Source organism: Wolbachia endosymbiont (group A) of Eristalinus aeneus, assembly GCF_964026915.1.
Lineage (GTDB): Bacteria > Pseudomonadota > Alphaproteobacteria > Rickettsiales > Anaplasmataceae > Wolbachia > Wolbachia pipientis.
This window is the reverse complement of the sequence record NZ_OZ034712.1, coordinates 316,561-331,095: the sequence shown is the minus strand read 5'-3', so window position 1 is coordinate 331,095 and position 14,535 is coordinate 316,561. Positions and strand designations below refer to the sequence as shown.

11 protein-coding genes and 1 pseudogene are annotated in these 14,535 nt (G+C 33.3%); 7 read left to right on the top strand and 5 right to left on the bottom strand.

The annotated features are described in order from the left end of the window. Positions 1 to 454: 454 nt before the first annotated feature. From AAGD62_RS01690 to AAGD62_RS01675, 4 genes are all read left to right on the top strand, one after another. A complete protein-coding gene (locus AAGD62_RS01690) occupies positions 455 to 694 on the top strand; it encodes an IS630 transposase-related protein (RefSeq protein WP_341812726.1) in 240 nt (79 codons plus the stop codon). Between the two features lie 27 nt (positions 695 to 721). Continuing rightward, positions 722 to 1,554 (top strand): IS5-like element ISWpi1 family transposase gene (locus AAGD62_RS01685; RefSeq protein WP_341812725.1). Its coding sequence is split into 2 segments (ribosomal slippage): positions 722 to 1,091 and positions 1,091 to 1,554, totalling 834 coding nucleotides; the frame shifts between segments, so codons are not numbered across the junction. Beyond that, positions 1,547 to 7,270 (top strand): hypothetical protein, encoded by a 5,724-nt coding sequence (locus tag AAGD62_RS01680; protein WP_341812724.1) that lies wholly within the window; start codon positions 1,547 to 1,549, stop codon positions 7,268 to 7,270. The genes AAGD62_RS01685 and AAGD62_RS01680 overlap by 8 nt, the downstream gene beginning before the upstream one ends. 58 nt (positions 7,271 to 7,328) lie before the next feature. Continuing rightward, positions 7,329 to 8,161, top strand: a protein-coding gene (locus tag AAGD62_RS01675) for an IS5-like element ISWpi1 family transposase (RefSeq protein WP_094189578.1) whose coding sequence is annotated in 2 segments (ribosomal slippage) — positions 7,329 to 7,698 and positions 7,698 to 8,161 — 834 coding nt in all. Because the reading frame shifts where the segments join, the coding sequence is not laid out codon by codon here. Here the strand turns inward: AAGD62_RS01675 and AAGD62_RS01670 are convergent. Both AAGD62_RS01670 and AAGD62_RS01665 read right to left on the bottom strand, forming a co-directional pair. Further along, complete coding sequence (locus tag AAGD62_RS01670) at positions 8,136 to 8,480, bottom strand: RDD family protein (RefSeq protein WP_231115828.1); 345 nt, start codon at positions 8,478 to 8,480, stop codon at positions 8,136 to 8,138. The genes AAGD62_RS01675 and AAGD62_RS01670 overlap by 26 nt on opposite strands. 22 nt (positions 8,481 to 8,502) lie before the next feature. Further along, positions 8,503 to 9,045 carry an RDD family protein gene (locus AAGD62_RS01665; RefSeq protein WP_155969099.1) on the bottom strand — a complete coding sequence of 181 codons (543 nt, stop codon included), beginning with the start codon at positions 9,043 to 9,045 and terminating at the stop codon, positions 8,503 to 8,505. A 145-nt stretch (positions 9,046 to 9,190) separates the two neighbouring features. Between AAGD62_RS01665 and icd the strand changes: the two genes are divergently transcribed. The 3 genes from icd (at position 9,191) to nth (ending at position 12,720) form a co-directional block, all read left to right on the top strand. Next, complete coding sequence (gene icd, locus AAGD62_RS01660) at positions 9,191 to 10,627, top strand: isocitrate dehydrogenase (protein WP_155969097.1); 1,437 nt, start codon at positions 9,191 to 9,193, stop codon at positions 10,625 to 10,627. Between the two features lie 83 nt (positions 10,628 to 10,710). Next, positions 10,711 to 12,042, top strand: coding sequence for a DnaJ domain-containing protein (locus AAGD62_RS01655; protein WP_155969095.1), 1,332 nt, complete (start codon positions 10,711 to 10,713; stop codon positions 12,040 to 12,042). A gap of 39 nt (positions 12,043 to 12,081) precedes the next feature. After that, complete coding sequence (gene nth, locus AAGD62_RS01650) at positions 12,082 to 12,720, top strand: endonuclease III (RefSeq protein WP_155969093.1); 639 nt, start codon at positions 12,082 to 12,084, stop codon at positions 12,718 to 12,720. Positions 12,721 to 12,754: 34 nt separating this feature from the next. Here nth and AAGD62_RS01645 read toward each other — a convergent pair whose 3' ends face one another. The 3 genes and pseudogenes from AAGD62_RS01645 to AAGD62_RS01635 all read right to left on the bottom strand — a co-directional run bounded on the left by AAGD62_RS01645 (position 12,755) and on the right by AAGD62_RS01635 (position 14,524). Continuing rightward, on the bottom strand, positions 12,755 to 13,237 hold the full coding sequence (locus AAGD62_RS01645; protein ID WP_231115908.1) for an IS630 family transposase: 483 nt from the start codon (positions 13,235 to 13,237) through the stop codon (positions 12,755 to 12,757). A 28-nt stretch (positions 13,238 to 13,265) separates the two neighbouring features. Beyond that, complete coding sequence (locus AAGD62_RS01640; RefSeq protein ID WP_155968342.1) at positions 13,266 to 13,613, bottom strand: IS630 transposase-related protein; 348 nt, start codon at positions 13,611 to 13,613, stop codon at positions 13,266 to 13,268. A 78-nt stretch (positions 13,614 to 13,691) separates the two neighbouring features. Next, positions 13,692 to 14,524 (bottom strand): annotated as a pseudogene (locus AAGD62_RS01635) (IS5 family transposase). Positions 14,525 to 14,535 lie beyond the last annotated feature (11 nt).

Sequence of the window (14,535 nt, the reverse complement as noted above, 5' to 3'; positions counted from 1 at the left end):
ACCTTTGAAAGAAACACCTAACTTTAGCGTCACAAAAAATTTCATTATTTACTTTCTTCAAAAACACGAAAAAAGTACGTATATTTGTGAGAACAATTTAAACAAAAGCGGCGTTGTGAAAATAAAAACATAAAATTACTGCAACAAAGCTAGGCAAATTAATTCGTATATAAATGTGGCTAAAGTAGGCTAATATAGCTGGTTTTACGATATAGTAGAATTATTATATAGAAAAGTTCGCACGTATTGAGTGATAGACCAACGCACCCCAAAACAAAAAGTTCTCACGGTTATTATTTTTAATTAAACAAAAGCGACCATATTATTAATTTAATGACAAAAATATTGAAATAATGTTATTAGTTATAAAAAGATAACTTTACTTTGTTGATTTTTTCAACTATAGTACTTCCCAGAGTAAATGATAAAGGTATAATAAGCTATTTGAGTTATAATGGCGTATAGTGTGGATTTAAGGGAAAGGGCAGTATCGATGATAGAAAAAGGGAAGTCAAAGGTTGAGGTGGCAGAGCTTTTGGAGATAGGAATAGCAACTCTGTACCGCTGGTTAAGAAAGAAAGCCGCTGGTGAAAGCCTAAGGCCATCGAAAAACGGCAGCTTTATTCGAAAAATAGACCCAAAAATACTCGAAGAATATGTTAGAGGTTGTCCGGAAATAAGTAAAAGGCTATAATATCTGAAATTTTAGTACGGGGTAAAGATGAGAAAAAAGTATCCAACAGATCTAAGCGAAAGGGAATGGGCAAGAATAGAAAGACACTTCAGAGTATCATACAAGAAAGGAGGAAGGCCGCCAAAGTATAGCAAAAGAGAAATATTAGAAGCAATTTTCTATGTATTGCGTACAGGGTGTCAATGGCGGTATTTACCAAATGATTTTCCGCTATGGAAGACTGTGTATGAGCAGTTCAGGCAATGGAAGAAGCAGGGAATTTTTGAGAAAATGAATTATGAAATTACAAAATATAGTAGAAGAAAAATAGGAAGGAATGAGCAGCCGAGTGCCTGTATAGTAGATAGTCAATCTGTAAAGACTACAGAAAAGGGAGGATCAAAGGCTATGATGGAAGTAAAAAAGTAAAGGGTAGAAAAAGGCATATAATTACAGACACTCAGGGTTTTATACTAGGTTGTTACGTAGGCGCTGCTAACGAAAATGATAGAGATGGTATTAAAATAGCATTAAACAATATGAGAACAAAATATACTAAAGTTAAAAAAATGTGGGCTGACATGGGATACCAAGGAAGAAATTTAAAGAATCACATAAAGGAAGAATATGACATAGATATTGAAATTGTTAAAAGGCCTCCATGTAGATTTTGGGTGCACAAAGATACGCCACCTGAGCTACTACCAACAAGAGAACAAGGGTTTAAAGTACAGCCAAGAAGATGGGTTGTAGAAAGGACTTTTGCTTGGGTTAATAGGAATAGAAGGCTATCGAAGGAGTATGATTTACTCACAACATCCACTGAGAATTTCATATACCTAGCTATGAGTAGGGTTATGTTAAAGAGGGAATATGCTTGAATTTACTAGTTTCCGGACAACCTCTAATAGTAAGAGCACTCTAGAAAAGTCAGATTTTGTTACTAGAGAACCTATTTCCATTTTCAGTGGGATAAAAAATGCAAAGAATGAAGAGGAAAAAAAGAAGCTTAATCAACTTTTAGAGACACTAAGGAAGAAATTGCCTGAGGGCTTTAAGATAGGAGCTGCTATAGGTGAAGGGGATTGTTTCTTTGATTCCATAGCTCAAGGATTGAACGAGCTAAAAGATAAAGGTCTGATTGCAGGTAGTAAAGGATTTAGTGTAAAGTCTTTGCGGGAAAATTGTAAGCAATATGCACAACAAGTTAATCAATCAAAAAAAGGTTCATGGTTGGGTAGTGCTTTAAAAGGAGAAGGTGAAAAACTTTGTGAATATATTCCGCGTATTGAATTTACTGCAGAAGACATTGAAAATACAAGCTCTGATTCAGAAATAAAAATTCTAAAGTTGGAAAACGCTATATGGGGAAGACCTGAAGTTGAAGGAAAAATGATATGCGAAAAGTATGGCGTGAAAGTTAGGACTATAGAATTGAGAGATAAAGAGATAGATGGATTACATGTTACTAAAGGTAAGGTAGGTACAGGTAATAATATTATTTACATAGTGAATTACAGGAACCATTTTGTACCACTTCTTAGTAATATTGAAAAAGATATAAAGAGAAGCATAAAAGTTTCTAGAGAGGAAGCTTACGGTAATGTGGTAGGTTCAAATTCAAACAATATTTCTCAATCTTACATTTCTACACCATTACAAGATATAGAAAACTCCTCGCATAAACAAGGTAGTCATTCAAGGGGTCCAGGTAAGAAAAATCATAAAACAAGTAGAAAACGTGGGCGTTCTGTTATGGATAAAGATAATAAAGCACCAAAAAGGGCGCGCATGGATGTAAATGTTGCTAGTAATGAAGATTTAGAATCTCCTAGTGATTTACAAGATGAACCTAGACAGAATGAATTAGATAATACTTGTCAAACTAAGCAATACATTCCTCATCATTTGATAGGGCTTATGTATCGATTAGACTTGTCAGTGCTTTGCTCACTTAGAAAGTCTACGTATGAACATAAATATCCTTCATTGTCATTAGCGTTTGAAGATTCTGAAATTGATATTTTTAGTAATATTGTTCTTCGTTACGAAAAGAAGTCTATTCATATACGAATTGAAAATGTAGACGAATATTATATAGATAATGATATTAGCTATGCTAAATTATTTACTAAAGAAAGACGAAGTTCTTCTATTAATAGTTACTTTGGTAGTTTTGTTAAACATCTAATCTCTAAATCAGATAGTTTATCAAATAATGTAGAATATCTTATTGTCTATACTAATTCAGGCTTGGATCTTACAGAAAAAAAGGAATTAAAAAAAGGACAGTTGAGAAATTTTTATCCTTTTAAATTTGATAGCATAAATACAGAGGAATGTGACATTTTAAAAGACTTTTTGTTTACAAATGATAATACGCAAGGGAGTGGTTTTTATCAGTTTTTGCAGGATGATGCAACAAGAGAAGAACTTTTAGGACAATTAGAATTTTCTCCTGCTATGCAAAAAGCAATAAAAGGGAGAAAACTTTCTCAAGAGTTTGAAAAAGAAACAAAAAAAGCATTTTTAGATAAATTAGTACTTGCAGTTAATCAGCCTAATAGAGAAGAACTGAACAACATCGTTAAAAACGAAATAAAAAAAAATAGTAAAGTTCAAGACGATTATATAGCATTACAAGAAAGAATATTGTGTGATTTAACAGCTCCAGAAAAGGATAAAAAACTTAAGAATTATATATCTGGAGTTATATATGAATTCAATTTATTAATACTCTTCTTGCATGAAATGTTCTTGAATAAAAACATGCTTTCCATAAGTTTTGAGGAAAGAAGCTATGATACATCTAATAATATTACTATTAATTATAAAGATAGAGTTACTTATGTAAAAGCTCATAATGCAGATAGTAATATTGGTTATGATCAGTTATTTCCCTCCAAAAGACAGGAAAGAAAGAATACGTTTTCTATTAATAAATATTTTACTCTTTTCATTGAAAAATTAGAAAATGATAAGGATATAAAATATTTTATTATCTATACTGATGCAGATCTAGACCTTACAGAAGAAAAAAAATTAAAAAAAGGGCAATCTAAAGATTCTTATCCTTTAAAATTTGATAGTATAGATATTCGAGAAAAAAGATATAAAATTTTAAGAAATTGTTCGTGTATAAATGGGAATGGTCTTTATCAATTTGTGCAAGAAGGAACAACAAGAGAGAAACTTTTAAGTCTATTAAAGCTTCCACCTTCTTTGCAGAAAGAAGAAGAGAAAGGAAGACTCTCTGATGAGAATGAAATAGAAATAAAAGAGAAATTTTTAGATAAACTAATACTTGCAGTTAACCAACCTAATAGGGAAAATTTGAATAGTGTTATTAGAAATGAGATAGGTAAGTCTGATATTCCATATAATTACGAGAAATTACATGAAGTAGCGTTACGTTGGTCAGAATCTCATGAATTTGGCCCTATTACGAAAGGAATAATGGAAAAGCTTTTGGAAGATATAAAAAATAATAGATCTAGTTATCAGAAAATTCAAAATAAAAACATTGATGAAGAAATTAAATTTGCTAAAAGTGTGGTTGGTAAAAAAGGAACACCTGCATTTAATCAGTTCTTAAGTTTTTTAATTAAAGGAGAAGGAAAAAAATATCTGAAAGTCATGAAAAAAGAAGGAATAAGCTTAACTAATGTGTCCAGTATCTTAGGCGGAGCGAGAGGTAAAGCTCCTACAGCATTTAAAGGCTTATATCGTCTATGGTTTGATAAAGAGGGAAACAAAACTCAATATTTAAAAACCCTAGAAAAAGAGGGAATAAATCTAGCTAATATATCTAGTATTTTGAATAGAGCAAGAGGTAAAGCCCCCACAGCGTTTAAAGACTTATATGATCTGTGGTTTGATGAAGAAGGAAATAAAACTCAATATTTAAAAACTCTAGAAAGAAAAGGAGTAAATTTGGCTAGCACGTCTAGTATTTTAAGTGGAGCAAGAGCTAAAGCTTCTACGGCATTTAAAGACTTACATGATCTATGGTTTGATAAAGATGGGAATGAAACTCAATATTTAAAAACTCTAGGAGAAGAAAAAATAAATTTAACTAATATGTCCAGTATTTTAAGTGGGGCTGGGGCTAATGCTGCAACAGCATTTAAAGGCTTGTATGATCTGTGGTTTGATGAAGATGGGAATAAAACTCAATATTTAAAAACTCTAGGAGAAGAAAAAATAAATTTAACTAATATGTCCAGTATTTTAAGTGGGGCTGGGGCTAATGCTGCAACAGCATTTAAAGGCTTATATGATCTGTGGTTTGATGAAGATGGGAATAAAACTCAATATCTGAAAACTCTAGAAGAGGAAGGAATAGATCTAACTAATATGTCCAGTATTTTGCATGGAGTAGGAGCTAATGCTACAAAAGCATTTAAAGACTTATATGATCTGTGGTTTGATGAAGGTGGAAATAAAACTCAATATCTAAAAACTCTAGAAGAGGAAGGAATAGATCTAACTAATATGTCCAGTATTTTGCATGGAGTAGGAGCTAATGCTACAAAAGCATTTAAAGGCTTATATGATCTGTGGTTTGATGAAGGTGGAAATAAAACTCAATATCTAAAAACTCTAGAAGAGGAAGGAATAGATCTAACTAATATGTCCAATATCTTGCATGGAGTAGGAACTAATGCTGCAACAGCTTTTAAAAACTTATATAATCTATGGTTTGACGTGAAAGGAAATAAAACTCAACATCTGAAAATTCTGGAAGAAAAAGGAATAGATCTAACTAATATGTCCAGTATTTTAGGTGGATCAGGAACTAATATTGCAACAGCTTTCAAAGACTTATATGACCTTTGGCTTGATGAAGAAGGAAATAAAACTCAATGTTTAAAAACTCTAGACAAAGAAGGAGTAAGTCTAACTAATATGTCCAGTATTTTAGGCGGAGCAGGAGCTAATGCTGCAACAGCTTTTAAAAATCTATATTACCTATGGTTTGGTGAAGAAGGAAATAAAACTCAATATTTAAAAACCCTAGAAAAAGAGGGAATAAATCTAGCTAATATATCCAGTATTTTGCATGGAGTAGGGACTAATGCTGTAACAGCTTTCAAAGACTTATATGGTCTGTGGTTTGATGAAGAAGGAAATAAAACTCAATACTTAAAAACTCTAGAAGAAAAAGGGATAAACCTAACTAATATGTCTAGTATTTTGAATGGAGCAGGAGTTAATGCTGCAGCAGCTTTCAAAAGCTTGTATGATCTGTGGTTTGATGAAGAAGGAAATAAAACTCAATATTTAAAAATTTTAGAAAAAGACGGAATGAGTCTAACTAATATATCCAGTATTTTGCATGGAGCAGGAGCTAATGTTTCTAAAGCTTTTAAAGAACTATTTGATACTTTTTTTGATGAGCAAGGAAATAGAAAACAGCATTTAAAGCACTTTTTTATTGAGGAAAAAGGTGGAGAAAAAAGCTTTAAGCCAAGTAACTTATCCAGTATTTTAAGTAAAGCAGGAACTAGAGCTAGATATGCTTTTGAAAAATTGCATAATGTCTGTTTTAATGATGAAGGAAAAAGAACAAAACTTTTAGATGATTTCTATAAAGCAGGCTTTAGGCCAAGTAACTTATCCTCTGCATTATGTGGAACAGGAGCTCGTGCTTCTTCTATCTTAAAAAGATTGCATATTGTTTGCTTTAATGAGAAAAGAGAAATAACAAAACTTTTAGATGATTTCTGTAAGGTAGGTTTTAGGCCGGGTAATTTATGTAGTATGTTGAGTGGAGCAAAGAATAATCTAGAAAAGAGTCTGAAGAGGTTTCATGATTTTTGTTTTATAGGAGACACAAAAAGATACTTAAATCGTTTCTTAAGCGAGGAAGAAAGTTTTACGCTGAGTAACTTATCTAAGATATTGCATGGAGCAGGAGCTAATATTTGCCCTGCTTTAAAAAATTTTCATGATGTTTGTTTTGATGAGAAAGGAAACGAAACACAGCTTTTAGGTGACTTTCGTAAGGCAGGTTTTACGCCAAGTGATTTATCTAATATATTATCCATGTCGGGAAATAATGCCACTTTTATTTTAAGAAACTTTCATAAAGTTTGTTTTAATGAAGAAAATTATTTAAATCACTTCTTGGCCGAGAAAAAGCTTTTTACGCCGAAAGATTTATCTAGAATACTACATGGAGTAGGAATTGATGTTTGTTCTATTTTTGAAAGATTGCATGACCTTTGTTTTGATAAAGAGGGAAACAAAACAAAATATTTAAACAATCTCATCAAAAATGGTCGTTATAAGATATCTGATATATTACATGAACAAGTTAAAAAAGCTTCTCCTATTTTTTTAGATAAACAGAATATTAGTAAAGGAGACAAAGTAACTAATGCATCGAGTAATTCATCCGGTAAAACGGAGCAAGAACAAAACTTGGGTAGTTTACAACAAGGTGATTCTAAAATTAAGAGAAAAACCCGGAAGAGTACCGTAAACTGGAGCGAAAACGGGCAAGAAACTGATGACGTAATAGATGATAACCCTGAAACTTATTTAAGTGATACAACAATAGATAATCAATTAATAAGATCACCAAGTTTTTAGAGGTTGTCCGGAAATAAGTAAAAGGCTATAATATCTGAAATTTTAGTACGGGGTAAAGATGAGAAAAAAGTATCCAACAGATCTAAGCGAAAGGGAATGGGCAAGAATAGAAAAACACTTCAGAGTATCATACAAGAAAGGAGGAAGGCCGCCAAAGTATAGCAAAAGAGAAATATTAGAAGCAATTTTCTATGTATTGCGTACAGGGTGTCAATGGCGGTATTTACCAAATGATTTTCCGCTATGGAAGACTGTGTATGAGCAGTTCAGGCAATGGAAGAAGCAGGGAATTTTTGAGAAAATGAATTATGAAATTACAAAATATAGTAGAAGAAAAATAGGAAGGAATGAGCAGCCGAGTGCCTGTATAGTAGATAGTCAATCTGTAAAGACTACAGAAAAGGGAGGATCAAAGGCTATGATGGAAGTAAAAAAGTAAAGGGTAGAAAAAGGCATATAATTACAGACACTCAGGGTTTTATACTAGGTTGTTACGTAGGCGCTGCTAACGAAAATGATAGAGATGGTATTAAAATAGCATTAAACAATATGAGAACAAAATATACTAAAGTTAAAAAAATGTGGGCTGACATGGGATACCAAGGAAGAAATTTAAAGAATCACATAAAGGAAGAATATGACATAGATATTGAAATTGTTAAAAGGCCTCCATGTAGATTTTGGGTGCACAAAGATACGCCACCTGAGCTACTACCAACAAGAGAACAAGGGTTTAAAGTACAGCCAAGAAGATGGGTTGTAGAAAGGACTTTTGCTTGGGTTAATAGGAATAGAAGGCTATCGAAGGAGTATGATTTACTCACAACATCCACTGAGAATTTCATATACCTAGCTATGAGTAGGGTTATGTTAAAGAGGGAATATGCTTGAATTTACTAGTTTCCGGACAACCTCTAGTGATTGACTCAAATGTATCTTTGTCTTTTACACGCATGCTAAATAACAAGTGTCCTGGAGTGCCGCCAAATTTTACTAGCATGAATATATGAAATATACATGGTATCATTAAAAATAAAGAAAATACAATCGTGGTGATTACAATTATTGCACCCATGATCCCTTGTATTGCGTGTGTAAGTGAGAAACCCACCGCCATTAAACCAAATGGTATTGCGATAAATAAAATACAATCAACTATAAATGCTAGAGTACGTCTTGTCATCGTTGAGTAGTTTACTTTTTTATCCATGTACTACCTATAAAGAAAAATATCAACTAGATTTATAGTCTATCACTACTGTTTTTGCAATTTTATCGTAAAAAGTCTGTTTGCGTTGATCAAATACTGCAAACAAAAATAAAATTAGCACAATTAAAAGATATAGAAAAGTATAACCATGATAATGCAGATGAAGCAAAAAGCGAAAAATAATCCAGATGCTTCCCTTAGAAATACATCTTATTGTTGCTTGCATAAGGGTAACATTTGTAAATGTATTAGCATCTTTAATATGCATACCACACAATAGTTTTCCTGGGGTACCACCAAGTTTTGTTACCATTAATATTTTGGATATTGTTAGTACTAATGTTGCGACCACTGTAGAAACTATAAATGGTATTTCTGTTGCTAGTTGTGCAAGTTCCTGAAAAGAGTCTTTATCTTTATCTTGATCTTGTAATGATACGATGAATACACCATAGATAAAACCGAAGATAAAATGAGGGGAAAATATGATGAGGTCAAGTATTTCTGCTACAATACGCCTTGTAAATCCTACATAATTTACTTTAACATTTATTTCAGTATTCATAACCCCACCTATATTTCATAATATCATCATATGATATAAAAATACGTTATTAAATAACCGTAAATATACTAACTTGGGTAATATTAGCTACTTGTGCCACTCTATTATTTAAATTAATATTAAATCATTTATAACTAGGGAAGTTATGTCAACACTAATCACAGTTGCATATGGCGACGGTATCGGACCAGAAATCATGGAAGCGGTGCTGTCGATATTGCGCGAAGCAGAAGCGGAAATCTCAATAGATATTATTGAAATAGGGGAGCGTGTTTACAGTAAAGAATGGTCTCACGGAATTTCTCCAAGTGGTTGGGAATCAATTGAAAGGACAAAAATATTATTAAAATCTCCGACAACAACTCCTCAAGGTAAAGGGCACAAAAGCTTAAACGTTGCACTCAGAAAAAATCTAGGGTTGTATGCAAATATCAGACCATGCATTTCATATCATCCTGTTATAGAAAATAAATTCGATAAGTTTGATATCGTAGTGATACGTGAAAATGAAGAGGACGTTTACACCGGAATAGAGCATAGGCTCACTGGTGACTCTTACCAATGCACTAAAATTATTACTAGATCTGGCTCAGAGAAGATATGCAGGTACGCTTTTGAATATGCAAAAAAACACAACAGAAAAAAAGTAACTTGCCTGACTAAAGATAACATCATGAAAATGACTGACGGAACTTTCCATGCCGCGTTTGATCGCATTGCAAAGGAATACCCAGATATAAAGGCAGAACATTATATAGTTGATATTGGAATGGCGCGTGTTGCAACAGAACCGGAGAATTTTGATGTTATAGTAACCGAGAACTTATATGGCGACATATTATCAGATATAGTCGCACAAACCTCTGGATCTGTGGGGCTTGCCGGAAGTAGCAACATCGGGAATGAATACGCAATGTTTGAAGCAGTGCACGGTTCTGCCCCTGATATTGCAGGAAAAAACATAGCCAATCCTTCTGGTCTTTTAAATGCTGCAGTGCATATGCTAATTTACATAGGTCAAGTGGGTACTGCAAAACTAATCTACGATGCATGGCTCAAGACTTTGGAGGATGGAATACACACTGCCGATTTATATAAGGAGAAAAGAAGTAAACAGAAAGTTGGTACCAAAGAATTTGCAGAAGCTGTTATAGATAATTTAGGAAAGAAACCTGCTGAGCTTATAATTGGCAGTGGTTCGGATAGTAAAATAAATTTGGATAGTAAAATAAATAAAGTACAAGACAATTACGAACAAGATTACAAAGTTAAAAAGCTAGTGGGTAGTGATATAACTCTCGCTTGGGACAAATCCAGTAATGTTGATCAAATAGTAGGATTATTTGAATCAAGTAATCTGCAAATGATAGCAATATACTCAAAAGGACTTGCGATTTGGCCAGGAAACTCAAAACCTTCAAGTGACCAAATAACCTATAGGTTTATCGCAAATAATGAAAAGCAAGCTATTACAAATAGTGATGTAAATAACTTGCTAATCAAACTCGAAGAACACAATTTTGACGTGGTGAGAATGGACAAATTGTATTTGTATGATGGGAAAGAGGGGTTTTTCTCTTAATGATCGTTTGACATTCTTATGATTGCATAAAACATTTAAATAGATTATACTAGAGATATAATTTATTTATGTGAGATGTAGTAATGGGTCAACATTTTAAGTTAACTGGTCAGGAGTTTTGTGATAATGCTGATCTGTTCAACGTATTGGAAATAGAAGCTAAGCAAGTTATAGGTAAGGATCATCAAGAGCTTAGTAGCGTTTTAAAAAAACAATATAGAAAATTGATTCTTGTACACCACCCTGATAAAGGTGGAAATGAAGAAAGATTTAAAAATCTTGACAAAGCTTATAAAGAATTAAATGCATATATTGAACCTTTAAAGTCAGGGGACCCTTGTGTTAAAATTAGCGTTGATGCTGAAAGTGATGGGCATTTAACAGCGCGTGAATTCCATTATAGGAAGAAATTATTTGAAAAATTGAATATCACTGAAGAGGAAGTTAGAGGAAGGAATTTTGCTGAGCTTGCTTCTATACTTGAAAAAAAAAGCAGCTCGCTAATACAGGATCTGCAACACCAAAATAAATTAATCCATTATATAAATTCTTGGCCAAGATATAGCTCACTTTTCGATGATAAAGTCAAAGAGCTGAGAAATGAGCTTGACGAACACTTGCTTAAACCTAACATACAATTATTTAGTTATATCGCCCCTTTAACAAAGAATGGAAGTTTAATAAGGGAAGACAAACAAGCGCTAATGCAAAAGTTTATAAAGCGTAGAGACGATTTGCTATCTAGTACTTTAAAGAAAAAAGTAAATACTTTACTTTTTTTAGCTTTTGCTGAAGCAATTTATTGCTATTGTTTCTTGCCTACTTGGTTAATTGCCAGTGATACCTTGATGTGTTTATGCTTGCCACTAGTAGCATTAAATCTTATTATGACAGAGATTTTATCTGCTTTAACACAACATTACGAAAAAAAATACAAAAACTCTGAAATTTCTACTGATCAATATGTGAATAGAATAAATTGTATTTACTTATGCTATAAGCTTTTTGTTTTTTACCCTTTGCCTGTCTTTTTTACTTCTTTAATGATAGAGGGTTTTATCTCTGGCAGTTTTTATGTTGATGTGACAATATTTGGTACTTTGTCATTGTTAGCACTGCTAGCTACTGAGATATTTAGTCCTACATTTTCAAAGGCTTGTGAAATATACACTGAAAAACACATGAAAGATTTACTTGAGGAAGATCTAAGAGATAGAGTGCAAAAGGAAACTGATCTGTTAGGACGGTATGATCCACGAAGGCTATTAATGCCAATAATTATGCCTCTTGTTAGAAAGTGTTTTACAGAGGTGGCAAGCGAATTTGCTGAGAGGAATTTCGATGAAGTGAACACTAATATGTCTGATGTTAACACTGAACAGCCACCTAGACCTCAAGCGGTTGAATTTGCATAGTAGAATATTACGGTATAGTATAAACTTTTAGCTCTATGCATGGACTCAAAAAAAGTAGAACTAATATTTGAAAAGTTTCAACAATCAAATCCTGCGCCAAAAATAGAGCTAAATTATACCAATCATTTTACGTTACTGGTTGCGATAGTTTTATCAGCGCGGACAACTGATGTAAGCGTTAATAAAATTACAAGAGAACTATTTAATATCGCTGATACGCCAGAAAAAATGCTGAGCTTTGGGCAGAGTGAGCTGAAAAAATGCATAAGCAGTATTGGTTTATATAATTCCAAAGCAAAAAATATAATCGGGCTTAGTAAAATATTGGTAGAACGATACAACAGCAAAGTACCTACTAATTTTGATGATTTGGTGTCTTTGCCTGGAGTGGGGAGAAAGAGCGCTAATGTGTTCTTAAATTCAGGGCTTGGCATTTCAACATTGGCAGTTGATACTCACGTTTTTAGAGTGAGCAATAGAATTGGGCTTGTGAAAGAAAAAGATGTGTTTAAAACAGAGCAATCTCTTTTAAATGTGGTTCCCAAAAAATACCTGCTTTATGCTCATCATTGGCTAGTTTTGCATGGTAGATATGTTTGCAAAGCACAGAAACCTTCGTGTGAAACGTGCATAATTCATGATTTATGTGAATTTGAGTGCAAAAGGTATAAAGTCTAGTATTTCTTCTTTTGTCATCCAAGTATAGTATTTTCTAAAATGAATGATAAATTTCCATTATGGTATTACCAACCAAAAGTTGTAAGTCTGTATATTTATGCATTAAAGGTCTGAGGCGGCTTTTGATGGTATTCCAACAATGCTCTATAGGGTTCAAATCTGGTGAATATGTTGGTAGATAGAGCAAACGGCATCTAGCATTATCTATTAACTCCTTTGTTTTGGGAGTTTTATGGAATGTGGCATTGTCCATAACTATTGTAGTACCATGTGGCAATTTAGGTAATAACATCTTCTCTAACCATGTATTGAATACCTCTTTGTCACACCCACCTTTGAAAGTCATTGGTGCAATAAATCTCTTTCCAATCCACCCGCCTATTATACTGATTCTCTCTCGTTTTCTTCCTGGAATATCTGCATAAATTTTCTTTCCTATTGGAGCACGTCCATACTCTCGGTATAACCTATTATCAACTCCTGCTTCATCTATATATAAGATGCTGGAATGGTCTATTTTTGAGATTTTATCGGTAAATCGCTGCCTATCTTCTTGATTGCGCTCTTGATATAGTGTAACTTTTTTTTAAAGTAATTCTTAGCTGTTTCAGCCTATACCAAATTGAATTTATTCCAAATCCAAGATTTTGTTTCATCTCTGCCAGCGTATGATCTGGATTCTTTTTAACATATTCTTCGAGTATTTTTGGGTCTATTTTTCGAATAAAGCTGCCGTTTTTCGATGGCCTTAGGCTTTCACCAGCGGCTTTCTTTCTTAACCAGCGGTACAGAGTTGCTATTCCTATCTCCAAAAGCTCTGCCACCTCAACCTTTGACTTCCCTTTTTCTATCATCGATACTGCCCTTTCCCTTAAATCCACACTATACGCCATTATAACTCAAATAGCTTATTATACCTTTATCATTTACTTTGGGAAGTACTATATGAGGTTGTCCGGAAACTAGTAAATTCAAGCATATTCCCTCTTTAACATAACCCTACTCATAGCTAGGTATATGAAATTCTCAGTGGATGTTGTGAGTAAATCATACTCCTTCGATAGCCTTCTATTCCTATTAACCCAAGCAAAAGTCCTTTCTACAACCCATCTTCTTGGCTGTACTTTAAACCCTTGTTCTCTTGTTGGTAGTAGCTCAGGTGGCGTATCTTTGTGCACCCAAAATCTACATGGAGGCCTTTTAACAATTTCAATATCTATGTCATATTCTTCCTTTATGTGATTCTTTAAATTTCTTCCTTGGTATCCCATGTCAGCCCACATTTTTTTAACTTTAGTATATTTTGTTCTCATATTGTTTAATGCTATTTTAATACCATCTCTATCATTTTCGTTAGCAGCGCCTACGTAACAACCTAGTATAAAACCCTGAGTGTCTGTAATTATATGCCTTTTTCTACCCTTTACTTTTTTACTTCCATCATAGCCTTTGATCCTCCCTTTTCTGTAGTCTTTACAGATTGACTATCTACTATACAGGCACTCGGCTGCTCATTCCTTCCTATTTTTCTTCTACTATATTTTGTAATTTCATAATTCATTTTCTCAAAAATTCCCTGCTTCTTCCATTGCCTGAACTGCTCATACACAGTCTTCCATAGCGGAAAATCATTTGGTAAATACCGCCATTGACACCCTGTACGCAATACATAGAAAATTGCTTCTAATATTTCTCTTTTGCTATACTTTGGCGGCCTTCCTCCTTTCTTGTATGATACTCTGAAGTGTTTTTCTATTCTTGCCCATTCCCTTTCGCTTAGATCTGTTGGATACTTTTTTCTCATCTTTACCCCGT

What these genes read in the sequence shown, in the direction of transcription:
- AAGD62_RS01670 (WP_231115828.1), bottom strand. Translation starts at nt 8,480, where the DNA reads ATGGATAAAAAAGTAAACTACTCAACGATGACAAGACGTACTCTAGCA.
- AAGD62_RS01690 (WP_341812726.1), top strand. Translation starts at nt 455, where the DNA reads ATGGCGTATAGTGTGGATTTAAGGGAAAGGGCAGTATCGATGATAGAA.
- AAGD62_RS01665 (WP_155969099.1), bottom strand. Translation starts at nt 9,045, where the DNA reads ATGAATACTGAAATAAATGTTAAAGTAAATTATGTAGGATTTACAAGG.
- AAGD62_RS01655 (WP_155969095.1), top strand. Translation starts at nt 10,711, where the DNA reads ATGGGTCAACATTTTAAGTTAACTGGTCAGGAGTTTTGTGATAATGCT.
- AAGD62_RS01680 (WP_341812724.1), top strand. Translation starts at nt 1,547, where the DNA reads ATGCTTGAATTTACTAGTTTCCGGACAACCTCTAATAGTAAGAGCACT.
- icd (WP_155969097.1), top strand. Translation starts at nt 9,191, where the DNA reads ATGTCAACACTAATCACAGTTGCATATGGCGACGGTATCGGACCAGAA.
- nth (WP_155969093.1), top strand. Translation starts at nt 12,082, where the DNA reads ATGGACTCAAAAAAAGTAGAACTAATATTTGAAAAGTTTCAACAATCA.
- AAGD62_RS01640 (WP_155968342.1), bottom strand. Translation starts at nt 13,613, where the DNA reads ATGGCGTATAGTGTGGATTTAAGGGAAAGGGCAGTATCGATGATAGAA.